Raw genomic sequence first — 26,668 nt, forward strand, 5'->3', positions numbered from 1 at the left:
ATGAATGAAAGAAAACTACATGTCGGAAAAAGATGATTAATTGAAGTGTAGTACAGAAGCGACGCGCAAGAAGTGAGCAAGTGATTGGAAAGACTGGAAGGGAAATAGCAGAAGCCGGGATACCGGCTTCTGCATTGACACTATTACTGAGTGACGCTTGAGACGGTTTTCTGTGCGTTCAGTAAATCCTGCTGCTTGGCGACCAGATTCGACATCATGGTGTTGTACTGCGTTGCCTGCTGGGAGGTACGGAATTGCACGCCGTTATTGTTAAAGCTCACCTGATTACCCTGCGTACGCAGGAAATCCCCAACCTGCACCAGATCCTGAACGAAACTGGCGGTAGCAGGAATAACCGGCATCAGCGCATTGGCCGGCCCGGTGACAATTTTGTCGTAGGCCTGGTTATATACCGCTTTCAGATCGTCAGGTTGCTTCAGCGCTGCACGGGCGGTATCCGCCTGTGATTTTGCTGACTGGATCTGTTGCCCCAGCAGGTTCAGCGCCCCAACGGACTGTTGCAGCGAATCACGCTTGCTCATGTAGTCCTGTGCAGTGCGGATCTGGTTAATTTGATCCAACGCCGGCGTCAGGCTGGCGTCCAGTGACTTGGACAACTGCTGTGAAAAGCCGACCAAAATAGCGTAATCACCGGCATAGTTGCCGAACTTCTGTTTCTGATCTTCGCTTAGCGTCGGGATTTTCGCGCCGCTGCGCATCACCGTATTCTGTATGTAATCAATAAACGCCTTGCGTTGTTCCGGCTCTTTATCGCCGCAAGCAGTCAGCTGCATGACCACCAACAATGCCAATACCGGGGCCAACCAACGCGCGAAATTTCTGCTCTGGATCCCTACCGCCATGTGACATAACTCCTGTTATAAACCTGCTTTTTCATCGGACTCCGTCCCTTTTGCTGCACTCCCTGCGCCTATAAGAATAGATCAACTGAGTGCGATCCGATACGCGATTCACCTTTCGGGGTTCATTCTTCGGTGAAAGGCCAATATGCAAGGCGCTATAGGCGCTGGCAAGAGGCTACTGTACCTGCTCAGGGGCATGATACACTTTTGTATCATTTATCACCGGGCCAAGCGACGTATGTCATCCTATCAGCCACCGTTGACCATCAGCTCACGTATGCTGCATCTGGTAACCGATGTCGGCGATCGGCTTGCGCGTTTAAAAATGCAGGCTGAGCAAGAGCAGGCCTTACGGCTACGCCGCATCAACCGTATCCGTACCATTCAGGGCTCTCTGGCTATCGAAGGCAATACTTTAAGTGAAGAGCAGATCACCGCCATCATCGAGGGTAAACGTATCATTGCGCCACCTCGCGATATTCAGGAAGCGCTCAATGCCATTCGTTGCTATGGAGACTTGAACAACTGGCGTCCCGTGCAGGAGGAAGATTTACTCGCTGCACACCGAACGCTGATGGCTGGCCTATTACCAGATGCCGGGCATTATCGCCACGGCGGTGTCGGGGTGATGAACGGCAAAACCGTCATTCATATGGCGCCACCTGCGGAAAGGGTTTGCCTGTTAATTCGGCAACTGCTGCTCTGGTTAAAAGAGACCGATCTACCGCCGCTGATCGCAAGCTGTGTATTTCATTACGAGTTTGAGTTTATCCACCCTTTCGCCGATGGTAACGGACGAATGGGCAGACTGTGGCAAACGCTGATCCTGTCACGTTGGGAGCCTTTGTTTGCCAACGTGCCAGTTGAAAGCCTGGTACATGACAATCAGCCCGGTTATTACCAGGCGCTGAATACCAGTAACCAACAGAGCGACTGCGCTCCCTTTGTCGAATTTATGCTGGGCATGATCTTACGAGCGTTAGAGCACAGCCTTACCCCCCAAGTCACCCCCCAAGTCACCCCCCAAGTCGCCGAGCTATTGGCGATACTGAAAGGCGAGATGTCACGCGAGGAAATTCAGCACGCGCTGCAACTGCAGGATCGAAAATCTTTCAGTGAGCGCTATTTACGCCCGGCTTTGAACGCACGGCTGATTGAAATGACGCTGCCGGAGAAACCCAACAGCCGTCTGCAGAAATACCGACTCACTCCTGAAGGCGAAACACTACGCCGGCGGTAATAAAAAAGGCGCCCTAAGGCGCCTTTTCACAACAGAACGGTTTACTGCAGTACGGAAATATCCGCGACCTGCAGGAACAGCTCACGCAGCTTGCTCAGCAGCGTCAGACGGTTCACACGCACCGCTTCGTCTTCTGCCATTACCATGACGTTGTCGAAGAACGCATCGACCGGCTCACGCAGGTCAGCCAGTTCCACCAACGCATCCTGATAGTTGCCTGCCGCAAAATACGGCTCCAGCTTATCGCGCAGCACCACCAAATGGGTCGCCAGTTGGATCTCAGCCGCTTCTTTCAATACCGAGGCATGAACGCGGTCATTGAGCGTATCGGTAGATTTCGCCAGGATATTGGAAACGCGTTTGTTGGCCGCAGCCAGCGCAGCTGCCGCTTCCAGGGTACGGAAGTGGGTCACCGCTTTGACGCGCGCATCGAAGTCCGCCGGTTTGGTCGGGCGACGTGCCAACACCGCCTGAATGGTGTCTACCGCGTGGCCTTCTTCCTGATACCAGGCGCGGAAACGGCCCAGCATAAACTCGACGACTTCGTCGACGACCTTCGCGTTGGTTAGCTTGCTGCCGTACAGGCGCACGGCCTCTTCGGTCAGGGTCTGCAGATCCAGCGTCAGGTTTTTCTCAACGATAATACGCAGCACGCCCAGCGCAGCACGGCGCAGTGCAAACGGGTCTTTATCGCCTTTCGGATGTTGCCCGATGCCGAAAATACCGGCCAGGGTATCCATCTTGTCAGCGATCGCCAGCGAACAGGCCACCAGCGACTCTGGCAGTGCATCACCGGCAAAGCGCGGCTGATACTGCTCATTGAGTGCAACCGCCACGTCTTCAGCCTCGCCGTCATGACGTGCGTAGTGCATGCCCATCACGCCCTGGGTGTCGGTGAATTCGAAGACCATGTTGGTCATCAGATCGCACTTCGACAGCAGGCCCGCACGGGTGGCGTGGTTAACGTCGGCACCAATCTGGCCGGCAACCCAGCCCGCCAGCTCCTGAATACGGTCGGTCTTGTCGCGCAGGGTCCCCAGTTGCTGTTGGAACAGCACGGTTTCCAGACGCGGCAGGTTATCTTCCAGACGTTTTTTGCGGTCGGTGTTGAAGAAGAACTCGGCATCGGCCAGACGCGGACGCACTACCTTCTCGTTACCGGAGATAATCTGCTGCGGATCTTTGGATTCGATATTGGCCACGAAGATAAAGTTCGGCAGCAGTTTGCCCGCGGCGTCATACACCGGGAAATACTTCTGGTCGCCCTTCATGGTGTACACCAGCGCTTCCGCCGGCACCGCCAGGAATTTCTCTTCGAACTTGGCGGTCAACACCACCGGCCATTCAACCAGCGAGGCCACTTCTTCCAGCAGGCTTTCGCTCAGATCGGCCTTGCCGCCAATGGTCGACGCAGCCAGCTCGGCGTCACGCTTGATCATCGCCTTACGGGTTTCGTAATCGGCGATCACCTTACCGCGCTCCAGCAGGATCTGCGGATATTGGTCGGCGTTGTCGATAGTGAACTCGGCTTCACCCATGAAACGGTGGCCGCGAACCGTACGGGCAGAATCGATGCCCAGCACGGTGCCAGGGATCAGTTCCGCACCCAGCAGCATCGTCACGGTGTGCACCGGACGCACGAACTGCACGTCGGAATCGCCCCAGCGCATCAGTTTCGGGATCGGCAGCTTGGCCAGAGAATTGCTGACCATGCCCGCCAGCAGCGCTTGCGCGGACTGGCCTTTAACATGGGCGCGATACAGCAGCCATTCGCCTTTGTCGGTCGCCAGGCGTTCGGCCTGCTCGACAGTAATACCGCAACCACGTGCCCAGCCTTCGGCCGCCTTGCTTGGCTTGCCTTCGGCGTCAAACGCCTGGGCAATGGCCGGACCGCGTTTTTCGACTTCGCGATCGGCCTGTGCAGCGCTCAAATTAGCCACTTTCAGCGCCAGACGGCGCGGAGCGGCAAACCAGCTCACTTCGCCGTGTTCGAGGTTGGCGCTATCGAGCTCGGCGGTAAAATTCGCGGCAAAAGCTTCTGCCAGTGAACGAAGAGCCTTCGGCGGCAGCTCTTCCGTGCCGATTTCCACCAGGAAAGTCTGTTGAGTCATGGCTGCCTCTTAGCTCTTGTTCTTTTTGCACATTGGGAAGCCCAGCGCTTCGCGAGAAGCGTAGTAGGCCTCGGCAACGGCTTTGGTCAGCGTGCGGATACGCAGAATATAACGTTGACGCTCGGTCACCGAGATCGCCTTGCGCGCATCCAACAGGTTGAAGGTGTGGCCGGCCTTCAGAATACGTTCGTAAGCCGGCAGCGGCAGTGGTTTCTCCAGCGCCAGCAGCGACTGGGCTTCTTTCTCGTACTGCTCAAAGCAGGAGAACAGGAAGTCCACGTCGGCGTATTCGAAGTTGTAAGTAGACTGCTCCACTTCGTTCTGGTGGAACACGTCACCATAGGTGGTCACCCCCAGCGGGCCGTCGCTCCACACCAGATCGTAGACGCTGTCCACGCCCTGGATATACATCGCCAGACGTTCCAGACCGTAGGTGATCTCGCCGGTTACCGGTTTGCACTCCATGCCGCCGACCTGCTGGAAGTAAGTGAACTGCGTCACTTCCATGCCGTTCAGCCACACTTCCCAGCCCAGGCCCCAGGCGCCAAGCGTCGGGTTTTCCCAGTTGTCCTCCACGAAGCGGATATCGTGAATGGTCGGATCCAGACCCAGCTCTTTCAACGAGCCCAGGTACAGTTCCTGAATGTTGTCCGGCGATGGCTTAATCACCACCTGGAACTGGTAATAGTGTTGCAGACGGTTTGGGTTTTCACCGTAGCGGCCGTCGGTCGGGCGGCGGGACGGCTGCACGTAGGCGGTGGCCATTGGCTCCGGCCCCAGTGCGCGCAGGCACGTCATCGGGTGTGAGGTTCCCGCACCGACTTCCATGTCCAATGGTTGAACGATGGTGCAGCCCTGGCGCGCCCAATAGTCCTGCAGTGTCAGGATCAGGCCCTGAAAGGTCTTGGTATCAAACTTTTGCATGTTGAATTCGCACGCGATACAAGTGGATTTAAATGGGATGCGCCAGTATACCCGTTGACCGTAAGATATACAGCCCGAATCCGGTAACAAGTGCGAATCATCAAAGAAGCGCGGCGTTTTTACGCACTGAAATGGGGCAAATGCGCCCGAATGGCACTGTTCCACTCTGTGGACACATAACGGCCCCCCTGCCCACCCTGGCCGCCGAGACTGGCACTAACCTTGCTAGCGTCCTGATAACCCACATTTCAGGAGGTTCGCAGATGACTACCGCCTTAACCGACAGCCGCTATCGCTACCGTATTTTCGCCATGGTGTTCTTTATTGCGTTGATCAACTACGTCGATCGCGGTGCGCTGTCCTTCGCCGCCAACGATATCTCCCGAGAATTCAACTTCAACAAGGCCCAGTTGGGTGCCGTACTCGGCTATTTCGGCTTTGGCTATTTATTCGGTTCGCTGTGCGGAGGCTTCCTGGCCGACCGCATGGGCACCAAAAAGGTCTGGCTGATCGCCGGGGCCCTGTGGTCGCTGCTGGAGATCGCCACCGCTTGGGCGGGTGAGCTGGGGGTGGCACTGTTCGGAGGGTCGGCAATCATGGGTTTCGCCGCGCTGCGCATCATGTTCGGCTTTGCCGAAGGCCCGGCCTATGCGCTGATGAACAAAACCATCGCCAACTGGGCACCGCGCAAAGAGCGTGGGTTTTCGCTGGGCATCGGGCTGCTGAGCACCCAGGTGGGATCGCTGCTGACCGCACCGCTGGCGGTGGGGCTGCTGCTGCTGACCGATGACTGGCGCAGCATGTTTATTTTGCTGGGTCTGTTCTCGCTGATCGCCATTTTGCTGTTTGCCCGTTTCTTCACCGACACGCCGCAAGAGCATCCGCAGGTCAACGCAGCCGAACTGGCAGCCATTAGCGCCGATCAGGACGCAGACAGCCAGCAACCGCGCCTGCCGTGGTGGGCCTTTTTCACCAACCGCACGCTGGTGTTTAACGCCCTGGGTTACTTCTCTTTCCTCTATGTCACCTTTGTGCTGGTTACCTGGGGGCCTAAATACCTGCAAGACACCTTTAATTACGATCTGCACTCACTGTGGTATGTGGCGATGATCCCGTGGAGCGGTGCCTGTTTCACCGTTCTGCTCGGCGGCCGCATCGCCGATGCGCTGCTGAGACACTTCGGCAATCTGCGGCTGGCCCGTAACCTGTTTGCGGCGGTCACGCTGCTGCTGACCGCCACCTGCTTCCTGTTAATCCCCTTTATGAGCACGCCAACCGAAATCATTTTGTTGATGACATTGGGAAACGCGCTGAATGCGCTGGTGAATAATGTGTATTGGTCGGTAGTGATCGACGTAACGCCGAGAGCTTCCGTGGGGGCTTACAGCGGTATGACGCTGGCGATAGCCAATATTGCCTCGATCACCGCGCCGATGCTGAGCGGCTGGCTGGCACAACACCACGGCTATGGCGCCATGTTCTTCGCCACCGCCGCGGTGTCTTTTTGCAGCATGCTGTGCATGACCTTGCTACAGCCGGAAAGAAAGATCGGGGCGGGCAGCGCGCTACCCAATCGCCCTGGTGTGCAGCAAACGGCTCCCTAAGCGATTAGGCTTCGACACTCAAAACCGCGCACTGACGCCGACGTTATACATAAACTGTTCGCCGCTGCTCAGGCCGCCGGTCTGCGAAACGGTGGCGAACGCGGCTACCTGATCGGTCAGCGGCATGTTTGCTCCCAGGGTCACATCCACCCAGTTTTTATCCTGATTGGCGCTGTCGCGGGTAAAAGAGGTCTGGGTAGACTTCAGCCCGCCGCCGGCCCGATAGACATCATCGCCAAACTGATGCTGATAGCTCACCTCGGCGTACGGATTAAACAGGCCGAAATTACTGTCTAACCGCCAGCCCAGCGCACCAATCTGCGAATGGTAGTTCTGGTCATTGAACCGCATGGCGGTACTGTCGTTGCCGTCCTCGCTGTAACCGGAGACGTTACTGTAATCCCAGGCAAACTGCGCCATTGGGCCGGTGGTCAGGTAGGAAGTAACAGGGAAGTCATAACCGGCGGTGACCCGCGCGCCCCACTGCTTGCCATCGGTGCTGCCGGTTTCGGTGCGGGTTAACGACCCTAGCTGCATGCTGCGGCGAATATCATCGTAATCCATTGTCGCGTAGTGCAGATCGGCATTCACCCAACCGTGCTCAAACACATTCAGGCCGGTAAAGGCCGAAAACAGCAGGCCGCGCGCCTTGTACTCATAGCGGCTGGAAGGCTGCTGATCGTCATTGGAACCGGAAATCAGCGCCCCAATTAGCCAGCCGTCGGTCAACTGGTAATCCACCCCGACCGTCAGATTATGGGTGGTGGCGTTGCCGTCACCTGCCGCCAGATTGGAAGAATAGTCATAGTGTTGTCCGGCATAACCACCGAATACGCCCAGCGCCCCTTGTGGGTTGCCGCCATTGCGTAGCTGTTGGAAACGGCTGTCGAGGGTAGCACGGCTGTCACGTGCCATGGCCGCCGTCGCCTGATTCAGCGCCACTACCTGCGCCGGGCCGTCCAGCACCGCCTGAATGTAATCGGCTATCAGTTGATGCGCCTGCGGGCTGGGGTGGAAATGATCGGAAAACAGGTAGGATTGGCTGCTGTCAAAACCTGGCATGGCCGAGCTGCACACGGCGGAAGAAACGCCTGGCGGGCAAGCCATACCGGCGGTATTGGTAAAGCCAAACTGCGCCGGATTGGCAATCGCCTCGCTAAACAACTTGTTTACATCAACCCGCACGATATTGCCGCTGCCCTGTGCCAGCAGGCGGTCTTCGCTTTGGTTATAAAAATCGGTCAGTTGGCCGGCCTGAGCGCTCAGGCTGTCAAAGGCGGCAATCAGCTGTGCGGCAATCGCCTGCTGCACCTGCGGGATGGCGCTGCCCTGTGCCGCCGCGGCCGTCAGTGCCTGGTGGATGGCCTGAGTTCGCGAGTCATTGTTCGGTGTCGCCAGCGAGTTAAGGGTGGCGTAGGCCGCCTGCACTGCCGCGCTTTGCACCGGCGTCAGCGCCTGCTGGATAATCAGCTCCATCAGCTGCGGCGTAGAGCCAATATTCGGCACCGTCGGAACGATCACCGTACCGGCACCGGCATTCAGCAACGAGTGAACCTGCGCTGCTGCTGCGGCCGCGCTGTTGTAGGCCACACCCGGCGCAGTCGTCGGGTTTAACGCCGCCGCAGCCAGATCATTGCCGCCAATCCAGTGTATATACAGGCCATCACCATCGGCCCGGCCATTGACCCGATTGAGATAGCTTTGAACCTGGTCCTGCGTGTTATCCGCCGGGTTAAGCGCCGGCACCGCCACGCCACCACCGGCGGCATAGTTGTCACCGCCGTTATCCGATGCCACCAGCGCGGCACCGATACGTTGCGCCAGCACTTCGTCATATAACAGGTGTTTATTGCTGTCGTAGGTAAAGCGGCCATTGTTACCGGTGTCGCTTAGACTGTCGCCAAACACGTAGAGTTGATCATAGGCCAGCACCGGGGTCGTCATACTGCATAATATTGCCACTGCAAGCACCGCCGGGCGGGGCATACGCGTTATTTTTAGAGGCATGAACAGACTCCTGAGAGCCAAGCAAATGAAGGAAAATACATTTTTATCATTGGCCTTTTTGGCTACCGGCCATCTAGTAAATATTGCTGGCTTTTTCGCCACGTCAAGCCGGTCGTTGATAAAACAATCAGGGGCTTGCCAAGTTCGCAACTTCGGGCGATGCTTACTGTAAATAAACACAGCACAAGGACAGTCAGTATGATCAACGAACGTTGCGGTTGGGTGACGGCAGATCCGTTATATCTCGAGTATCACGACAAGGAATGGGGCGCACCGACCACCGACGCGCATGAACTGTTTGAAATGCTGTGTCTGGAAGGGCAACAGGCCGGGCTTTCCTGGATCACCGTGCTGAAAAAACGTGAAAACTACCGTCGCGCCTTCCACAATTTCAACCCGCAGCGGGTAGCAGCCATCAGCGAACAAGAGGTGGAAACCTTGCTGCAGGACAGCGGCATCATCCGCCACCGGGGCAAAATCGAAGCCATCATTGCCAACGCCAGGGCCTATCTGGCGATGGAAGCGGCAGGAGAAGACTTCGTCAGCTTTATCTGGGCCTTTGTCGACGGTGAACCGCTGCTCAACCGTTGGCAACAATTGAGTGAAGTACCGGCGAAAACCGAACGCTCGGACGCCATGTCCAAAGCGCTGAAAAAGCGCGGTTTCAAATTTATCGGCTCCACCACCTGTTACGCCTTTATGCAGGCCAGCGGGCTGGTGAACGATCATCTGACAGGTTGCCTCTGCTACCCAAAGCCATAGCGATCCGCCCTTGCCGGCCGGGCGATCTGCCGCGACTGATGGCCCTGTGGCTGCCCAGCACCATCGCCGCCCATCCTTTCGTGAAGGAAAGCTACTGGCAGGAAAGCGCCACCCTGGTGCAGGAAAACTACCTGCCGCGCGCGCACAGTTGGGCGTATTGGCATGAAGGGGAAATCGTCGGCTTTATCAGCGTGTTGGATAAACGCTTTATTGGCGCGCTGTTTGTTGAACAGGCGTTTCACGGCCGTGGCGTCGCCCAGGCGCTGATGGCGTATGTGCAACAGCGCTATCCCCGGCTAAGTCTGGAGGTCTATCAGCAAAACCTGCGGGCCTGCGCCTTCTACCATAAGCAGGGTTTCCAGGTAACACAGCGTTTGTTTAATGAAGAAACTCAAGCCCATACGTTGATCATGAACTGGGCTGCCAGCGTTTGATTTTTGTCACTTCTGACTAAAAACAGCGCACTCCGCACCGGGGTGCGTTCAATTCAGAATCCGCTGCATGGTATTCCCCTTCGTTTTACCGGATAACAAGCGCAGCCCGTGAGCCGCTTATAATTTGTCACGTTTTTTTCCGGAACTGCCGGAGGAGATACGCGTCATAGTAGCGCCGCAACCTGGCGTGCCAGGCGGCCAACGGTTTTTTTAGCGTCCCCGAGATTGGACCGACGCACACAGATTCTGATGCCACAAAGGAAAAAACATGAATAAACGCATTGCGATTATTGCCGGCGCGGTGAGCCTTGCGCTCACGCTGTCAGCCTGTACCACCAACCCGTACACCGGGGAGTCTGAAGCCGGAAAATCCGGCATTGGCGCAGGGATCGGCGCGGCATTGGGCGCAGGCGTCGGCATGCTGTCCTCGTCTAAAAAAGACCGCGGCAAAGGCGCACTGATTGGTGCCGCTGCCGGCGCAGCATTGGGCGGCGGTGCCGGTTATTACATGGACGTGCAGGAAGCCAAACTGCGCGACAAAATGAAAGGTACCGGCGTTAGCGTGACCCGTCAGGGCGACAATATCGTGCTGAACATGCCAAATAACGTCACCTTCGACAGCAGCAGCGCTACCCTGAAACCGGCGGGTGCCAATACCCTGACCGGCGTGGCCATGGTGTTGAAGGAATACCCGAAAACAGCAGTTAACATCATTGGCTACACCGACAGCACTGGCTCCCGTGCGCTGAACATGACCCTGTCGCAGCAACGTGCCGACGGCGTCGGTAGCGCGCTGATCACCCAGGGTGTGGCGGCCAACCGCATCCGCACCTCAGGTGCCGGTCCGGACAACCCAATCGCCTCCAACAGCACCACAGAAGGCAAGGCGCAAAACCGCCGCGTTGAAATCACCCTCAGCCCTCTGCAGTAATCCCGTGCGGGGCGCTCTGCCCCGCTACTTCTTATCCCCCGGCGCTCCGCCATTGGGCATTCCGGCTCTGCGCCGGGTGTGTTAGTCTCCTTGGCAATTAACCACAGGGGAGATCGGCTGTGAGCAGTGTTAAGGCAATGCGCGCCTCGGGGCGGGCCACCATCAGCGATGTGGCGAAAACCGCCAAGACCGGTAAAACCAGCGTATCTCGCTATCTCAATGGTGAGCAGCACCTGCTTTCTGACGATCTCAAACAGCGCATCGAACAGGCGATCCACCAGCTCGACTATCGGCCAAGCCAGATGGCACGCAGCCTGAAGGGTGGCCAAACGCGGCTGATTGGCCTGATCATCGCCGATATCACCAACCCCTACTCGGTGGACGTGATGCGCGGTATCGAAGCGGCCTGTCGCCAGCACGGTTTTACCCTGCTGGTATGTAATACCAATAATGAGGTCAATCAGGAACAGCACTACCTGCAACTGCTCAGCAGTTACCGGGTTGAGGGTATCGTGGTCAATGCCGTCGGTATGCGTGAAGAGGCGCTGTCGACCCTGCAACAATCGATGTTACCTATGGTGCTTATTGACCGCAAAATCTCTGATTTCGCCTGTGATGTGGTAGGTCTCAACAATCACGAAGCGGCAACCGTCGCCACGGAACACCTGCTGCAACAGGGTTTCGAAGCCATTTTGTTTCTCAGCGAGCCGATCGGCACGGTCAATACCCGCCTGGAAAGGCTGCACGCCTTTAACCAGACCATGGCGCAGCATGCCGGACTGTTGGCCGAACAGGCCGAAACTCCGCTTAACGACGTTAAGCAGCTGGAAGGCGTGATCCGCGACTTTAACGCTCGCCATCGCGGTATGCGCAAGGCGGTGATTTCCGCTAATGGTGCCCTGACGCTGCAGGTAGCACGCGCCATGCGCCGATTGGGTATCCAATGGGGCAGCGATATCGGCCTGCTGGGCTTTGACGAACTGGAATGGGCCGAACTGGCTGGGGTGGGCATCACCACCCTGAAACAGCCCACCTATCAAATGGGCCATGCCGCGCTGGAGCAATTGGTGCAACGCATTCAGGGCCTGAATACACCCATCAGCGAACAGATGTTCCCCGGTGAGCTGATCGTGCGCGGCTCCACCACCCGATAATCTCCCTCCCTTTCCCGCAGGGGCGCGGCCTGTTACGCCCCTCACATCGCATCATCCAGACTATTTTTTGCTCAGGTTCGTGATTGCGATCATATTTTTACACTCTGTCGCTTTCGCCTGGAACCGGTACCATTTAACGTGTGGTTAACAGTATCGGTGGGACTGACACCACCTCAGGAGCAAAAATGACCAGAGAAATTATCATAGTGACCGGCGCCTATGGCACCGATACCGTCCAGCAGCTCGGTGGCCAGGCCGCTTTACTGCCGATCATCGCCGGCGCAGGTGCCGACGGCGTAGAAATTCGCCGCGAACTGTTTTCTGCTCAGGATCTACAGGACCTGCCGGCTCTGGCTCAGGCCATCGAACAGCAGCAACTGTTTGCCGTTTATTCCGCACCTGAAGCCCTGTTTACCCCACAGCACACTCTGAACCCAAACCTGGCGGCTCTACTGGCGGAAGCCCAGACGCTGAACGCACGCCAGTTAAAATTATCCCTGGGCCATTACCAGCCGGGCTTCGATTTTACCGAACTGAAAGTGGCACTGGAGCAGCATCCGGTCAGCCTGGTGGTAGAAAATGACCAGACCCCGGACTGCGGCATTCTGTCACTGCTGAATGCCTTTTTCCACGCGGCGGAAGATAACCGTCTGCCGGTCAGCATGACTTTCGATATGGCCAACTGGCACTGGGTCGGGCAAGACGCCTTCGCCGCTGCCGAGCGTCTGGCTCGCCACGTCAGCTATGTGCACGTGAAAGCGGCTACCCATGGCCTGCGTGGTTGGCGCGCCGTGGCGCTGGACGACAGTGACGGTAAATGGCGTGAGTTGCTGACCCGCCTGCCGCAGGATGTTCCACGTGGCATTGAATTCCCATTGCAGGGCGACAGTCTGGAAGACGTAACCCGCTACTACGTTAACCTGTTACGCGCGGAGTAAAACATCATGACAACGCTGACAGCCGCGCATAGCGCCCCCTTGGACGTCGTCACCCTGGGTGAAGCCATGGCCATGTTCGTGGCCAGCCAAACCGGCGATATGGCGGAAGTGGAAACCTTCACCAAACGCATTGCCGGTGCCGAACTGAACGTGGCGATCGGTCTGGCACGTCTGGGCCTGAACGTCGGCTGGGTCAGCCGCGTCGGCAATGACAGTTTCGGCCGCTTCGCCCTGCAACAATTGAAAAAAGAAGGCATTAACGCCCAGCGGGTAACGGTAGACGGCAATTATCCGACCGGTTTTCAGATCAAATCTAAAACCACGGATGGTACCGATCCCAAGGTGGAGTATTTCCGCAAAGGTTCGGCGGCCAGTCATCTTTCAGTGGACGATTTCAACCGCGAATACTTCGGTTCCGCCCGCCATCTGCACCTGAGCGGCGTAGCGGCGGCCCTGTCCGGTCAGTCGCTGGCGCTGTGTCACCATGCCGCACGTGAGATGCGTGCGATGGGCAAAACCATTTCGTTCGACCCTAATTTGCGTCCGGTGCTGTGGTCCAGCCAACAGGTGATGATCGAACAGCTCAATAAGCTGGCGTTTGCCGCCGACTGGGTGCTGCCGGGGCTGAAAGAAGGGCAAATCCTCACCGGCCAATCAACACCGGAAGGCATTGCCGATTTTTACCTGGAGCGCGGCGTACAGGCGGTGATTATCAAAACCGGCCCGGACGGTGCCTGGTTTAAAACCGCCGCCGGCGACCAGGCGGCCGTAGCCGCCATCAAAGTCGACAACGTGGTGGACACCGTTGGGGCAGGCGACGGTTTTGCCGTCGGCACCCTTAGCGCCCTGCTGGAAGGAAAAACGCTGAAACAGGCGGTTCAACGCGGCAACAAAATCGGCTCGCTGGCGATCCAGGCCATCGGCGACAGTGAAGGCCTGCCGACCCGCGCAGCACTGGCTGAATAAATATAACAAACATAATCGGTTAACCGACTTCTCCACATGACGTGTACCTCTGGCCCTACAACCAGGACGCGTTGAGAGAACACTGAGGAATCTGAACATGAACAAAGCGACTATCGCGGCTAAACGCTGGTGGTACATCATGCCCATCGTGTTTATCACCTACAGCCTGGCCTATCTCGACCGCGCCAACTTCAGCTTTGCTTCGGCCGCCGGCATTAATGACGATCTGGGCATTACCAAAGGCATGTCCTCGCTACTGGGTGCGCTGTTTTTCCTCGGCTATTTCTTTTTCCAGATCCCCGGCGCTATCTATGCCGAACGCCGCAGCGTTAAAAAACTGATTTTCTGGTGCCTGATCCTGTGGGGGGCGTGTGCCTCACTGACCGGCATGGTCAGTAATATCCCCATGCTGGCCGCTATCCGCTTTATCCTCGGCGTGGTGGAAGCCGCGGTAATGCCGGCGATGCTGATTTACATCAGCAACTGGTTCACCAAATCAGAACGCTCACGCGCCAATACCTTCCTGATCCTCGGCAACCCGGTAACGGTGCTGTGGATGTCGGTGGTTTCCGGCTACCTGATCCACGCCTACGGCTGGCGTGAAATGTTTATCTTTGAAGGCATTCCGGCGGTGATCTGGGCCTTCTGCTGGTGGGTGCTGGCCAAAGACAAGCCCGCCCAGGCCAAATGGCTGAGCGACAATGAAAAGCAGGCGTTGCAGCAACAGCTGGAAGAAGAACAAAAAGGCATTAAAGCGGTGCGTAACTACGGTGAAGCCTTCCGCTCACGCAACGTTATTTTGCTGTGCGCACAGTACTTTGCCTGGAGTATTGGCGTGTATGGCTTCGTGCTGTGGTTGCCTTCCATCCTGCGCAGCGGCATGCAGATGGGCATGGTGGAAGCAGGCTGGCTGTCGGCGGTGCCTTACCTGGCGGCGACTATCGCCATGATCCTGGTGTCCTGGGCCTCCGACAAAATGCAAAACCGTAAGCTGTTCGTCTGGCCACTGTTGCTGATTGGTGCGCTGGCTTTCTTCGGCTCTTACGCCGTTGGTGCCAACCATTTCTGGGTCTCTTACACCCTGTTGGTGATTGCCGGTGCCGCCATGTATGCCCCTTATGGGCCTTTCTTCGCCATCATTCCTGAAATGCTGCCGAAAAACGTTGCCGGTGGCGCTATGGCACTGATTAACAGCATGGGTGCGCTGGGCTCCTTCTTCGGGTCGTGGTTTGTCGGTTACCTGAACGGCGCTACCGGTAGCCCGGCGGCTTCTTATATGTTTATGGCCATTGCCCTGCTGGCGGCGGTGGTGCTGACGCTGGTAGTCAAACCCGCTCGCAACGAGGCCCAGCCACAACTGGCCTGATCTACCTGAATGACCGGGGTGACGGGTGCTGCGCCCTTCACCCTTTTTGCTTTATGTTATGTTGGATCCCCAACGTCCTAATCGTTAGCTTGCTGGAGTTCGTGATGAAGCCTTCTATCGTTTTATACAAAAACATCCCTGCCGACCTGCGTGAACGACTGGAACAGCACTTCACCGTGCACGCCTTCGACGGCCTGAACCCGGATAACCGCGATGAGCTGCGCCAGGCGTTGCAACAGGCGGAAGGGATCATCGGTTCCGGCGGTAAAATTGATGAGGCCTTCCTGCAGCAGGCGCCAAAATTGCGTGCGGCCTCAACCATTTCCGTCGGTTACGACAATTTCGACGTCGACGCGCTTAATGCCCATAACGTGCTGCTGATGCATACCCCCACCGTGCTGACCGAAACCGTCGCCGATACCATCATGAGTCTGGTACTGGCGACAGCGCGCCGGGTGGTGGAAGTGGCCGAACGGGTCAAGGCCGGCGAATGGCAGGGCAGTATCGGGGCCGACTGGTTTGGCGTCGATGTGCACCATAAAACCATCGGCATTCTCGGTATGGGCCGAATTGGCCTGGCGCTGGCGCAACGTGCGCACTTCGGCTTCGGCATGCCGGTGTTGTATAACGCCCGCCGCACGCACGAAGAGGCGGAGCAACGTTTTAACGCCCGCCGCTGTGACCTGGATACCCTATTGGCTGAATCCGATTTCATCTGCATTACGCTGCCGCTGACGGATGAAACTTTCCATATGATCAGCCGTGACCAACTGGCGAAGATGAAAAAGAGCGGCATCCTGATCAACGCCGGTCGTGGCCCGGTGGTGGACGAAGCCGCGCTGATTGAAGCACTGCAAAACGGCACTATCCATGCCGCCGGGCTGGACGTGTTCGAAAAAGAACCGTTGGACGTGTCTTCACCGTTGCTGACGCTGCCAAACGTAGTGGCACTGCCGCATATCGGTTCTGCGACCCATGAGACCCGCTATGGCATGGCCGAATGTGCCGTCGACAACCTGATTGCCGCACTGACCGGCACGGTCAAAGAAAACTGCGTGAATCCGCAACTGCTGAAAAAGTAACTTTCATGGATGCCAGTGAATTAAAAACTGGCATCCATTCAAATGTCGCGACCTTAGAACACTCTTGAGAGAACTAATCGTATTCCTCATCAAAATTGCTTACAGCTTCCCTTAGCCATTTAATTCTCATCGTGATTAATCACCCTCATCCGCTTGAAGCGCGCTTGCATTTCGTCGTCAGGAACAAAATCCCTCTTTTCCGCTTCAATGATTGCCTGTTGAGTTTCAGTAATCTGCCAGGCAGCTAACGCTTCGAGCTGCTCACTAAGATCTTCCGATAGTCGAACGGACATCACGCTCATAAATCCCCTCATACTACAAATGTACATGTCGCAATGTAGATTAAAAAACCACCGGGTAACAGCCTGGTTTCTCCCCCCGCCATCTCCTCCCGGAAAATTATCTGTTGGGATGAGGCTATTTTTTTATCGTTGGTCACACTGGGCATTACCCTACAAGAAAAACGCTTCCTGCCACGCGTAAGGAGAGCCATGAAACGCCTGACCCTTCCCCTGCTGATGCTGCTGTCACCGGCCGCCATGGCAAGCTGGACGCTGCAAAGCTTCCCGGCCTTTGACGAGTCCGCCAGCGGCATGTTCACCAGCCACGCCACGCTGCCCAAGGGCGAACTGCCGCTGAAGATTTACCAAGGCCAACAGTGCTGGCAGCCGACCACCACGGCCAAGCTGAATCAAGCCCTGTCGCTGCAACCTTGCGGCGATAACCCACCGGTCAACTGGCGGTTGTTCCGCGCCGGTGAATATCAGGTGCGTATCGACACCCGCAGCGGTACACCAACGTTGCAGCTCAGTCTGAAAACCGCACCGGAAACCGCCGCCGCTTCGGTAGCCCGCACCTGCCCACGCTGGAACGGCTTGCCGGTCACTCTTGACGTGGCGGCGACCTTTGCCGAAGGCGAAACGGTGCGTGATTTCTATTCAGGCCAAACGACCAGGGTCAGTCTGGGCAAAGTCACCCTGCAACCGGCCGCAGGCAGCGGGGGATTACTGTTGCTGGAGTCGGCAAGCAGCGAGAAAGCCGCGCCGTTCAACTGGCACAACGCCACGGTTTACTTTGCCCTCACCGATCGCTTTGAAAACGGTAACCCGGCTAACGACCACAGCTACGGCCGCCGCAGCGACGGCATGCAGGAGATAGGTACCTTCCACGGCGGTGATTTGGCCGGCCTGACGCAAAAACTCGATTATCTGCAACAGCTCGGCGTCAATGCGCTGTGGATCAGTTCGCCGCTGGAGCAGATCCACGGCTGGGTTGGCGGCGGTACCAAGGGCGACTTCCCGCATTATGCCTATCACGGATACTACGCGCTGGACTGGACCCGGCTCGATGCCAACATGGGCAGCGAGCAAGATCTGCGCGCGCTGGTCGAGCAAGCCCACCAGCGCGGTATCCGTATCCTGTTCGACGTAGTGGTGAACCACGTCGGTTACGCCACGTTAGCGGATATGCAGACCTTCCGGTTCGGCTCGCTGTATCTGAAAGGTGCAGAGATCGAAAAAACACTGGGTAAAAACTGGGGCGACTGGCGGCCGGGCACAGGACAAAACTGGCACAGCTTCAACGATTACATCAACTTCAGCGATAAGGCCGGTTGGGACACCTGGTGGGGTAAGAACTGGATCCGCACCGATATCGGTGACTACGATCCACCGGGCTATGACGACCTCACCATGTCGCTGGCCTTCCTCCCGGACATCAAAACTGAAGCGCCCGGTGCCAGCGGTCTGCCGCTGCTATATCGCCATAAACCCGACACTGCTGCGCACGAAATTCCCGGAGCCACTACCCGTGACTACCTGACGACCTGGCTCAGCCAATGGGTACGTGATTACGGCATTGACGGCTTTCGCGTCGACACCGCCAAACACGTAGAGAAACCGACGCTGGCGCTGCTGAAACAGCGTGCCACGGCGGCGTTGGCCGAGTGGAAGGCCGCTCATCCGCAACAGGCGCTGGATAACGCCCCATTCTGGATGACCGGTGAAGCCTGGGGCCATGGCGTGATGAAAAGTGACTATTACCAGAACGGCTTCGACGCGATGATCAATTTTGATTTTCAGGATCAGGCGTCGCAGGCGCTGAGCTGTTTCTCCAGCATCGACGCCACCTACCAACAGATGGCCGACAAGCTGCAGGATTTCAACGTATTGAGTTACATCTCTTCGCACGATACCCGGCTGTTCTTTGCCAGTGATGCCAAAGGGTCGCTGGCGCTGCAGCAGCGCGCCGCCGACCTGCTGCTGCTGGCCCCCGGCGCGGTGCAAATTTACTACGGTGATGAAAGTGGCCGTCAGCTTGGCCCGACCGGTTCAGACCCATTGCAGGGCACCCGTTCCGATATGAACTGGAATGAGCTGCAGGGCGACAAAGCCCCACTGCTGGCGCACTGGCAGCGGCTGGGCCAATTCCGCGCTCGCCACCCGGCAATCGGTGCGGGTAAACAACTGTCGCAACAGACGGCGCAATACTACGCCTTCAGCCGTCGGCTGGGCGACGATAAGGCTATGGTGGTGTGGGTCGGCGATCGGTCACATTAATTCAGATAAATATGCTGATAAATTACCATCGGGTGAAATTAACTCCCGGTGGTTATTTTGTGAGCCGCATTGCGCCGGAAATTGTCAGGCGGTATGGTGGGGAATTACCTGCTAAAAACAATACAGCTGCACCTATGACTTTTTCACTTTTCGGCGACAAATTTACCCGTTACGCGGGCATTACCCGTTTAATGGATGACCTGAACGAAGGCCTGCGCACCCCCGGTGCCATCATGCTCGGCGGCGGTAATCCGGCGCAAATTCCAGAGATGGAAAGCTACTTCAAGCAACTGTGTCAGGACATGCTCGACCAGGGCAAACTGACCGAAGCACTGTGTAACTATGACGGCCCGCAGGGCAAAGACGCCCTGCTGAAAGCACTGGCCAAATTGCTGCGCGACGAGCTGGGCTGGCAGATCTCTCCACAGAATATTGCACTGACAAATGGCAGTCAGAGCGCGTTTTTCTACTTGTTTAACCTGTTTGCCGGGCGCTATGCCGACGGCAGCCGCCGCCGCGTACTGTTCCCGCTGGCGCCGGAATATATCGGCTATGCCGATGCCGGGTTGGACGAAGGGCTGTTTGTCTCGGCCAAACCCAACATCGAATTGCTGCCGGAAGGCCAGTTCAAGTATCACGTTGATTTCGAACACCTGAACATCGGCGATGATATCGGTATGATCTGCGTATCACGCCCGACCAACCCGACCGGTAACGTGATCACCGACGAAGAGCTGATGAAGCTCGACCGGCTGGCGCAGCAGCGCAATATTCCGCTGGTGATCGATAACGCCTATGGCGTGCCCTTCCCCGGCATTATCTTCAGCGACGCAACGCCGCTGTGGAACCCCAACATTATTCTGTGCATGAGCCTGTCGAAACTCGGCCTGCCCGGTTCGCGCTGCGGCATTGTGATCGCCGATGAAAAGACCATCAGCGCCCTGACCAACATGAACGGCATCATTAGCCTGTCACCGGGCAGCATGGGGCCGGCGATGGCAACGGAAATGATTGAACGCGGCGACCTGCTGCGCCTGTCCAATGAAGTGATCAAACCCTTCTACAAACAGCGTGTCGAACACACTATCGAGATCATTCGCCGCTACCTGTCGCCAGAACGCTGCCTGATCCATAAACCGGAAGGGGCAATCTTCCTCTGGCTGTGGTTCAAGGACCTGCCGATCACCACCGAATTGCTGTATCAGCGCCTGAAAAAACGTGGCGTGCTGATGGTACCCGGCCACTATTTCTTCCCGGGGCTGGAACATGAATGGCCGCATACCCATCAGTGCATGCGGATGAACTACGTGCCGGATCCGGAGAAGATTGAGCGTGGCGTGGCGATCCTGGCGGAAGAGATCGAACGCGCGCATCAGGAAGCAGGCTGATCGTTGAGATGGGGCGCCCAAACGGCGCCCAGTTTTTTACATTGCCCAAAAAAGTACCGCCAGCAACTGCGGTGACATGATGCGCAGGAACATCGCCAAAGGATAAACCGTCGCGTAAGACAGTGCGGCAGCACCGCTGGTCGGGTGCAGGCCGTTAGCGAAGGCCAGCGCCGGCGGATCGGTCATTGACCCTGCCAGCATGCCAGACAGCGTAAGGTAGTTCATCTTGCCCACCATCCGCGCCAGTACGCCAACGCTAAACAGAGGGATCGCGGTAATCAGCGCACCATAGCCAATCCATGCCAGCCCTTCGCCATTAATCAGCGTATCGACAAAGTTGCCGCCCGATTTCAGCCCGACCACCGCCAGAAACAGCACAATCCCCAGTTCACGTAACGCCAGATTGGCGCTGGGCGGCATAAACCAGTACAGCTTGCCGATGCTGCCGATACGCCCAAGGATCAGCGCCGCCACCAGCGGGCCACCGGCCAGTCCCAGACGCAATGCCGCCGGGAAACCCGGTATAAACAGAGGGATAGATCCCAACAGCACGCCCAGGCCGATACCGATAAACACCGGCAGCATTTGCACCTGCTGTAACTTCTGCTGGGCGTTGCCGACAATCGCCGCCACCGCCTCGATAGATTCGGGCCGCCCCACCAGGTTGAGAATGTCACCAAATTGCAGCGTCACATTGCTGCCGGCCACCAGTTCGACCCCGGAACGGTTAAGGCGTGAGATCACCACGTCGTATTTCTGCTTCAGGTTCAGATCGCGGATTTTACTGCCCAACACCTTCTCATTGGTCACCACCGCTCTCACTACCTGCAGCTCTGTACCGCGCGTTGACAGCGAGACGTCGACCTCTTCGCCAATCACCAGCCGGGCATTTTCCAGGCTTTCGCGCTTGCCCACCAGATGCAGGTAATCGCCCAGTTCCAGCTTCTCCAACGGGGCAGGCACCATCAGCAAATCGCCCCGTTTCAGGCGAGAACAGATGATGTCCTCACCATTGAGCAGCGGAACATTTTTGACAGCCATTCCCTGCAGATTCGGGTTACGCACCGCCACGTTCATGGTGTGCAGTAGCTCGCGCTGGTTGCCCAGGCTGCTTTCAAACGCCTGCGCCTCTTGCTCGATATTAATGCGGAAAAACAGGCGTATCAGCCACATCACCAGCAAAATGCCACAGATGCCAAACGGATAGGCCATGGCGTACCCCATACCCATGCGATCGACCAATGCCGGATCTGACCCCAAATCGGTAAGGATTTGCTGCCCGGCACCGAGCGCAGGAGTATTGGTGACCGCCCCGGAGAACACGCCGAGAATGATTGGCAGCGGCACGGCAAACAGCTTGTGAACCCCCGCCGCGACCACCCCACCGACCAGTACCAGTAAAATGGCAAAGCCGTTGAGCCGTAGCCCGGACACCCGCAAGGAAGAGAAGAAACCTGGGCCGACCTGAATACCAATGGTGTACACGAACAGGATCAGGCCGAACTCCTGGATGAAGTGCAACATGTCGCCATTAAGATTGAGCTGCCAGCTCTGGGCGAAATGCCCAACGATAATGCCACCGAACAACACCCCACCGATGCCCAGCCCCACCCCATAGATCTTCCAGTTACCCATCCACAGCCCGAGAACGGCCACCAACGCCAACATACTGACGGTCAGGGCGATTTCGCTCATAGCGCACATCCTTGCCAGAAGTTTAACAACCAATTTGCGGTTAAAGTCACACAGTTAACAGGGATTTTGGCACAGGCGGGAAAGGGTGACTGTGGCTTGCGCCACAGATAAGCAAAAGGGGAAGCCCGTTAGGACTTCCCCCTTTGTCCGTCGTCTTTCAAGTTGCAGCGTTCAAATCTGTTCCCGACAGATTTGTCGCTCACCCCAGTTACTTACTTAAGTAAGCGCCTGGGGATGAGCGAGCTGGTCGCCTAGCTACAACTCGAAATTCCTAGGGCATTGTTGAAATTTTTCAATTTGTTATTTGGCTTCCAGCCCTGGCGTAGTGCCGATGGCGATCCGCTGTGGCTGCAGGGCTTCCGGCACCTGACGCACCAGATCGATATGCAGCAGGCCATTTTCAAACTGGGCCTCGGAAACCTGCAAATGTTCAGCCAGCGTGAAGGTCAGTGTGAACTCTTTGCACACCAGCCCCTGATGCAGATATTCCACCTGTTTTTCCGACGGCGTCGGCTTACCGCGCACGGTCAGGCGTGGGCCTTCGACTTCGATATCCAGTTCGCTTTGTTTGAAGCCGGCCAGCGCCAGAGAAATGCGGTAGTGGTTATCGTCGCTTTTCTCGATGTTGTATGGCGGGAACCCTTGCGGCTCCTGGCCGCCCATTGAACTGGCCAATTTGTCAAAGCCGATCCACTGACGCAGTAGTGGGGATAAGTCGTAATTACGCATAGTATAAACTCCTTCTATGAAGCGAGATTTTACCCGTAGGGTAAATTAAGCTGTGCCCCCTGACGGCAGGCAAGTTAACTAACATTCATTGCACCGGCGGTTCATTTCGCCGATGAAATAAGAATTATTTAATTTCTATCCGGCGCGGTTTTAATGTTTCCGGCACGATGCGTTCCATATCGATATACAACAGGCCGTTTTCCAACTTGGCGCCTTTAATTTGGATATGCTCAGCCAACTGGAATTTACGTTCAAAGTTGCGTTCGGCAATACCTTGATATAAGTAGGTTCTTTCCGCCGGCTCATTATTATGAGCACCGCGCACAATCAACAGATTATCCTGGGTAGTGATCTCGAGCTCTTGCTCGGCGAACCCTGCCACCGCGATCGCGATGCGGTAATGATTTTCATCCACCAGCTCGACGTTATAAGGGGGGTAGCCGCCATTACCCTGACTCTGGCCCGCCTCCAACGCATTAAACAAACGGTCAAAACCAATCGCAGAGCGATAGAGTGGAGAAAGATCGAAATTACGCATAAAACAGCCTCCTAAGGCACTTCAGCGAGGTTTAATAATTAAGCCTTCCATCATGGACAGGCTAAATATCAGAATTCCCTTACGGCGAATTCTTAATTTACTTCTGATAAGAAAATGGGGGTGGCTTTCACCATTTCAACCGGTGATGATCAAAAAAATGATAATCAGTGCAGCGAAAGTTTTTTTATCCCTTACAATAAACTGAGACGGCCGCCACAGAGCGGGCTCTTGCTCCTTTTAAAACATCCACAAGATGTTATAGATCAGCAGATTTTGGGGAACAGCACCCTGCAGGATGGAATAATGAAAACGATAAGAGTCATAGCAACCAGTTGCATGCTGTTAGCGACCAACGGCTGCTCCAGCGTAATGAGTCACACCGGCCCGAATCAGGGCTACTATCCGGGTACCCGTGCCAGCATGGACGTGCTGAGGGACGACAATACCAGTTGGGCGATGATGCCACTGGTGGCGCTGGATCTGCCTTTCTCGGCGGTGATGGACACGGTGTTACTGCCTTACGACTATATGCGCTCTGGCAGTGACGGTACCGCAGACTCACCGAGAGCGCGCATCTTGCGTGGCGAAGAGCAAAATCTGGCCGTCAGCGGCGATCCAGCCCATGTCGCCACTGCAGCACCACATTAAGCGACTCTGATGCGGGCTGCTCGCCCGCCGTTGCTCACACCTCGGCCACAAAAATCTGGCTGAATCCACCAACATCTCGCATAAACGCCACTTTGCTACCGTCCGGTGAGAACACAATAGCGTCCCCCGAAGGCGGTAACGCCGTTCGCTGCGTCAGGCGCTGCATCCGTCCGCTGGCTACCTCACATAACATCAGGCTGTTATCACATACCAGCGCGATACGACCGCCCTGCGGATGCCAACTGAACGCCGATTGAATCCCCTGTTGCCCCTGCGTGACCTGACGCGGGTCACCGCCGTTGGGTGAGACCACCCACAGCTGTACGACGCCCACGTCATCCTTCATCAGGCAGGCAATCATACTGCCGTCAGGTGAGCTGCGCAGCCAGTGGCGGGGAGTGGTCACTACACCGGGGAAACGTCGCTGGCCGCTAAAGGTCAGCCGACGTTGGCGTACCCCCAGCGGGGGGGCAGGTAAATGGGTCGGGGTACCTTGCAACGGCCGGGCACCGGCTTTGGCGTAATCGGCATCATCCTGGGGCAGATCAACAATAAACACTTCAGGCAGCTTTTCACCGCTGCTGGAAATCGTATCGCCGATGAACGCCAGCGCCCAGCGCTGTTGCCGCCCATCAGGCCGGGTATAACCGCCTTGGCCAACCCAGCCCTCTTCGTAGGCCCGATTAATTTGGTCACTGCCCGGCTGCGGTTGTGGCGTGGCCTCGCTGACCAATACGCAGTAATGGCTGCCGTCATATTCACGCGGATGCTGCTTGGGAGGGTTCACGCCCTGTAATGGCACAGCCACCCCCACGTTGCGCAGATCCAGCGCGGGGTCCAGCTCATGCATCACATGGTCATTATAGGTAAAGCTCAGGCGACTGCCGTCCGGACTAAACACGTGCACATGAGTGCCGCCGCGCAGTGCGCCGGGAGTGTAGGGCGCGGTGATATCCATCGCATCGAGGGTGATGGCCAGCTCGCGATCCGGTTCGCTGACAATCACCCCGCGACGGTGGTGAAAATCGTAATGCCAGACGCTATCAGGGTGCTCCGGGCCGTGAATAAAAGCATATCGGGCCGGCGTATCCGGGCTGACGGTCACCACGCCCACGTGAGCACCGTGCTGGGCACGGTACACCACTTCCACCACGCCGCTGTCTACGTTGACCCGTTCAATGCTCAGGCCGGTGAACGAAGCGCCGCTCGGGCGTACGTCGTAAGCCAGCCACTGGCTGTCCGGCGTCCAGACGTTAATATTGCTTAGCTGATGCCCACGTGGATCAAAAGTCAGCTGTTTTTCCCGATGGCTCATGGCGGCTCCCCTGCTCATGCTGGCACTGAGCCGCCATCTTACCGGATCAGCCGACGCGTTTCACATCACCCACCAACAGCAGATACGACAACGCGCCGAGGAGTGCCACAACGGCGATATAAATCAGTGAGGGTGCAAAACCATAATCCTGCGCCAGATACCCCACCACCAGCGGTACCGTGATGCCACCCAGCCCGCCGACAAAGTTAAACACCCCACCGGTCAAGCCAATCAACCGGGTTGGTGCCAGCGATGACACCAGCGACCAGGTAATGGAAGCGAAACCGTTGCCAAAGAATGCCAGCGCCATCAGCACCATAATCCACAGCGGATCGTCGGTGTAATTGGCGCCCATGATACAGGTGGATAGCAGCAACCCGCAGATAATCGGCGTTTTGCGCGCAAAACCGATTGAACGCCCACTGCGCAGCAAACGATCGGCAACAAAACCGGATAACAACACACCGCAGAACGCCGCCAGGAAAGGCACCGTGGTCATAAAGCCGGCGGTCAGTGCAGCAATGTGCTTTTCCTGCGTCAGGTAATTCGGGAACCAGGTAAGGAAGAACCACAGCGTTGAGGTAATGGCAAACTGACCCAGATACACCCCCACCAGCTTGCGGTGAAACACCAGTTTCCAGTCAGCGGTGGTGAGCGCTACGCGGTTTTTCTTTTCCGACGCGACGTCGCCGTCCACCATGCCACCACCGGCCTGAATATATTTTAGCTCGGCGTCGTTCACCCCTTTGCTGTTACGCGGCGACTGATAAACACGCTGCCACACCAATGCCCAGACGATACCGACACCACCAGTGATGATGAACACCCAGTGCCAGCTCAGGATCTCTTGAACCCAGATCAATAGCGGCGTCAAAAACGCCAGCCCGACAAACTGACCGGAAGTATAGAACCCCACCGCTGAAGCCCGCTCCTGCTCGGGGAACCAACTGGTGACGATGCGATTATTGGTGGGGAATGCCGGTGCTTCAAACAGCCCGGTCACCGCACGCAGGCCAATCAGTGATACCAGGCCACTGGCGAACCCCTGCAGCAGCGTTGCGATCGACCAACCCATAATGGCAATAAAATAGGTCAGCTTGGAACCGACGCGATCCAGAAACCAACCGCCAGGGATCTGACACAGGGTATAGGTCCAGGCAAACGCAGAGAAAATATAGCCCATCTGCGCCTTGCTGATGCCGAACTCCTGCTGAATATGCGCCGAGGCCACCGCCAGATTGGCGCGGTCGACATAGCAGATCACCACGGTGACAAATATCATTAATAACGTTAGATAGCGGCGTTTACTTTTTGGTGCTGAGGTTAAGGTTGTATCCATTATCTTTATTCCGTTATTTTTCGGATTTTAATAATAGCGGTGCGATGTTGTAGGGTAGCGCCGCCGAGTAGATTTA

Annotated in this window: 23 protein-coding genes; 13 read left to right on the forward strand and 10 right to left on the reverse strand. The window is 56.7% G+C overall.

Annotated elements, in window-relative coordinates:
- Positions 1–143 precede the first annotated feature (143 nt).
- Entirely contained in the window at positions 144–863 is a 720-nt protein-coding gene (locus OCH02_RS21135) for a DUF3053 domain-containing protein (RefSeq protein WP_153858617.1), read from the reverse strand.
- Between the two features lie 238 nt (positions 864–1,101).
- Between OCH02_RS21135 and OCH02_RS21140 the strand changes: the two genes are divergently transcribed.
- Positions 1,102–2,103 carry a Fic family protein gene (locus tag OCH02_RS21140; protein ID WP_261432826.1) on the forward strand — a complete coding sequence of 334 codons (1,002 nt, stop codon included), beginning with the start codon at positions 1,102–1,104 and terminating at the stop codon, positions 2,101–2,103.
- Between the two features lie 41 nt (positions 2,104–2,144).
- Here the strand turns inward: OCH02_RS21140 and glyS are convergent, their stop codons facing one another.
- Complete coding sequence (glyS, locus tag OCH02_RS21145; RefSeq protein WP_261432827.1) at positions 2,145–4,214, reverse strand: glycine--tRNA ligase subunit beta; 2,070 nt, start codon at positions 4,212–4,214, stop codon at positions 2,145–2,147.
- Positions 4,215–4,223: 9 nt separating this feature from the next.
- Positions 4,224–5,138 carry a glycine--tRNA ligase subunit alpha gene (gene glyQ / locus OCH02_RS21150; RefSeq protein WP_012004542.1) on the reverse strand — a complete coding sequence of 305 codons (915 nt, stop codon included), beginning with the start codon at positions 5,136–5,138 and terminating at the stop codon, positions 4,224–4,226.
- A 263-nt stretch (positions 5,139–5,401) separates the two neighbouring features.
- On the opposite strand from glyQ, the gene OCH02_RS21155 reads away from it, so the two are divergent.
- The gene (locus OCH02_RS21155; protein WP_261432828.1) at positions 5,402–6,742 is read left to right on the forward strand and encodes an MFS transporter; all 1,341 of its coding nucleotides are present in this window, start codon (positions 5,402–5,404) and stop codon (positions 6,740–6,742) included.
- Between the two features lie 18 nt (positions 6,743–6,760).
- Here the strand turns inward: OCH02_RS21155 and OCH02_RS21160 are convergent, their stop codons facing one another.
- Complete coding sequence (locus tag OCH02_RS21160; RefSeq protein ID WP_261432829.1) at positions 6,761–8,749, reverse strand: autotransporter outer membrane beta-barrel domain-containing protein; 1,989 nt, start codon at positions 8,747–8,749, stop codon at positions 6,761–6,763.
- Between the two features lie 198 nt (positions 8,750–8,947).
- On the opposite strand from OCH02_RS21160, the gene OCH02_RS21165 reads away from it, so the two are divergent.
- The 8 genes from OCH02_RS21165 to ghrB all read left to right on the forward strand — a co-directional run bounded on the left by OCH02_RS21165 (position 8,948) and on the right by ghrB (position 16,382).
- Entirely contained in the window at positions 8,948–9,511 is a 564-nt protein-coding gene (locus tag OCH02_RS21165; protein ID WP_261432830.1) for a DNA-3-methyladenine glycosylase I, read from the forward strand.
- Positions 9,487–9,945 carry an N-acetyltransferase gene (locus OCH02_RS21170; RefSeq protein ID WP_261432831.1) on the forward strand — a complete coding sequence of 153 codons (459 nt, stop codon included), beginning with the start codon at positions 9,487–9,489 and terminating at the stop codon, positions 9,943–9,945. Before OCH02_RS21165 ends, OCH02_RS21170 begins: the two co-directional genes overlap by 25 nt.
- A gap of 268 nt (positions 9,946–10,213) precedes the next feature.
- Entirely contained in the window at positions 10,214–10,876 is a 663-nt protein-coding gene (locus OCH02_RS21175; protein ID WP_135314588.1) for an OmpA family lipoprotein, read from the forward strand.
- Positions 10,877–11,013: 137 nt separating this feature from the next.
- On the forward strand, positions 11,014–12,030 hold the full coding sequence (locus tag OCH02_RS21180; RefSeq protein ID WP_041418841.1) for a LacI family DNA-binding transcriptional regulator: 1,017 nt from the start codon (positions 11,014–11,016) through the stop codon (positions 12,028–12,030).
- 185 nt (positions 12,031–12,215) lie between these two features.
- On the forward strand, positions 12,216–12,968 hold the full coding sequence (locus OCH02_RS21185) for a sugar phosphate isomerase/epimerase family protein (RefSeq protein ID WP_261432832.1): 753 nt from the start codon (positions 12,216–12,218) through the stop codon (positions 12,966–12,968).
- Positions 12,969–12,974: 6 nt separating this feature from the next.
- Positions 12,975–13,934, forward strand: a complete 960-nt coding sequence (locus OCH02_RS21190; protein ID WP_261432833.1) for a sugar kinase — start codon at positions 12,975–12,977, stop codon at positions 13,932–13,934.
- A gap of 97 nt (positions 13,935–14,031) precedes the next feature.
- On the forward strand, positions 14,032–15,300 hold the full coding sequence (locus OCH02_RS21195; RefSeq protein WP_017891160.1) for an MFS transporter: 1,269 nt from the start codon (positions 14,032–14,034) through the stop codon (positions 15,298–15,300).
- 104 nt (positions 15,301–15,404) lie between these two features.
- Positions 15,405–16,382, forward strand: a complete 978-nt coding sequence (gene ghrB, locus OCH02_RS21200; RefSeq protein ID WP_261432834.1) for a glyoxylate/hydroxypyruvate reductase GhrB — start codon at positions 15,405–15,407, stop codon at positions 16,380–16,382.
- A 119-nt stretch (positions 16,383–16,501) separates the two neighbouring features.
- On the opposite strand, the gene OCH02_RS21205 is transcribed toward ghrB, so the two are convergent.
- A complete protein-coding gene (locus OCH02_RS21205) occupies positions 16,502–16,684 on the reverse strand; it encodes a CopG family transcriptional regulator (protein ID WP_261432835.1) in 183 nt (60 codons plus the stop codon).
- A gap of 189 nt (positions 16,685–16,873) precedes the next feature.
- On the opposite strand from OCH02_RS21205, the gene OCH02_RS21210 reads away from it, so the two are divergent.
- Complete coding sequence (locus OCH02_RS21210; protein ID WP_261432836.1) at positions 16,874–18,940, forward strand: alpha-amylase; 2,067 nt, start codon at positions 16,874–16,876, stop codon at positions 18,938–18,940.
- A gap of 134 nt (positions 18,941–19,074) precedes the next feature.
- The gene (locus tag OCH02_RS21215; RefSeq protein WP_261432837.1) at positions 19,075–20,328 is read left to right on the forward strand and encodes a valine--pyruvate transaminase; all 1,254 of its coding nucleotides are present in this window, start codon (positions 19,075–19,077) and stop codon (positions 20,326–20,328) included.
- A 36-nt stretch (positions 20,329–20,364) separates the two neighbouring features.
- Here OCH02_RS21215 and OCH02_RS21220 read toward each other — a convergent pair whose 3' ends face one another.
- The 3 genes from OCH02_RS21220 to ibpA form a co-directional block, all read right to left on the reverse strand.
- Complete coding sequence (locus OCH02_RS21220) at positions 20,365–22,023, reverse strand: putative transporter (RefSeq protein WP_261432839.1); 1,659 nt, start codon at positions 22,021–22,023, stop codon at positions 20,365–20,367.
- Between the two features lie 300 nt (positions 22,024–22,323).
- Positions 22,324–22,752 carry a small heat shock chaperone IbpB gene (gene ibpB, locus OCH02_RS21225; RefSeq protein WP_135314580.1) on the reverse strand — a complete coding sequence of 143 codons (429 nt, stop codon included), beginning with the start codon at positions 22,750–22,752 and terminating at the stop codon, positions 22,324–22,326.
- A gap of 124 nt (positions 22,753–22,876) precedes the next feature.
- Entirely contained in the window at positions 22,877–23,290 is a 414-nt protein-coding gene (gene ibpA, locus OCH02_RS21230; protein WP_004950577.1) for a small heat shock chaperone IbpA, read from the reverse strand.
- A gap of 303 nt (positions 23,291–23,593) precedes the next feature.
- Between ibpA and OCH02_RS21235 the strand changes: the two genes are divergently transcribed.
- A complete protein-coding gene (locus OCH02_RS21235) occupies positions 23,594–23,938 on the forward strand; it encodes a YceK/YidQ family lipoprotein (RefSeq protein ID WP_261432840.1) in 345 nt (114 codons plus the stop codon).
- 34 nt (positions 23,939–23,972) lie between these two features.
- On the opposite strand, the gene OCH02_RS21240 is transcribed toward OCH02_RS21235, so the two are convergent.
- Both OCH02_RS21240 and OCH02_RS21245 read right to left on the reverse strand, forming a co-directional pair.
- A complete protein-coding gene (locus tag OCH02_RS21240) occupies positions 23,973–25,253 on the reverse strand; it encodes a DUF3748 domain-containing protein (RefSeq protein WP_261432841.1) in 1,281 nt (426 codons plus the stop codon).
- 46 nt (positions 25,254–25,299) lie between these two features.
- A complete protein-coding gene (locus OCH02_RS21245; protein WP_261432842.1) occupies positions 25,300–26,592 on the reverse strand; it encodes an MFS transporter in 1,293 nt (430 codons plus the stop codon).
- Positions 26,593–26,668: the final 76 nt, after the last annotated feature.

This window comes from Serratia quinivorans (assembly GCF_946227985.1).
In the GTDB taxonomy this organism is placed as follows: Bacteria; Pseudomonadota; Gammaproteobacteria; order Enterobacterales; family Enterobacteriaceae; genus Serratia; species Serratia quinivorans_A.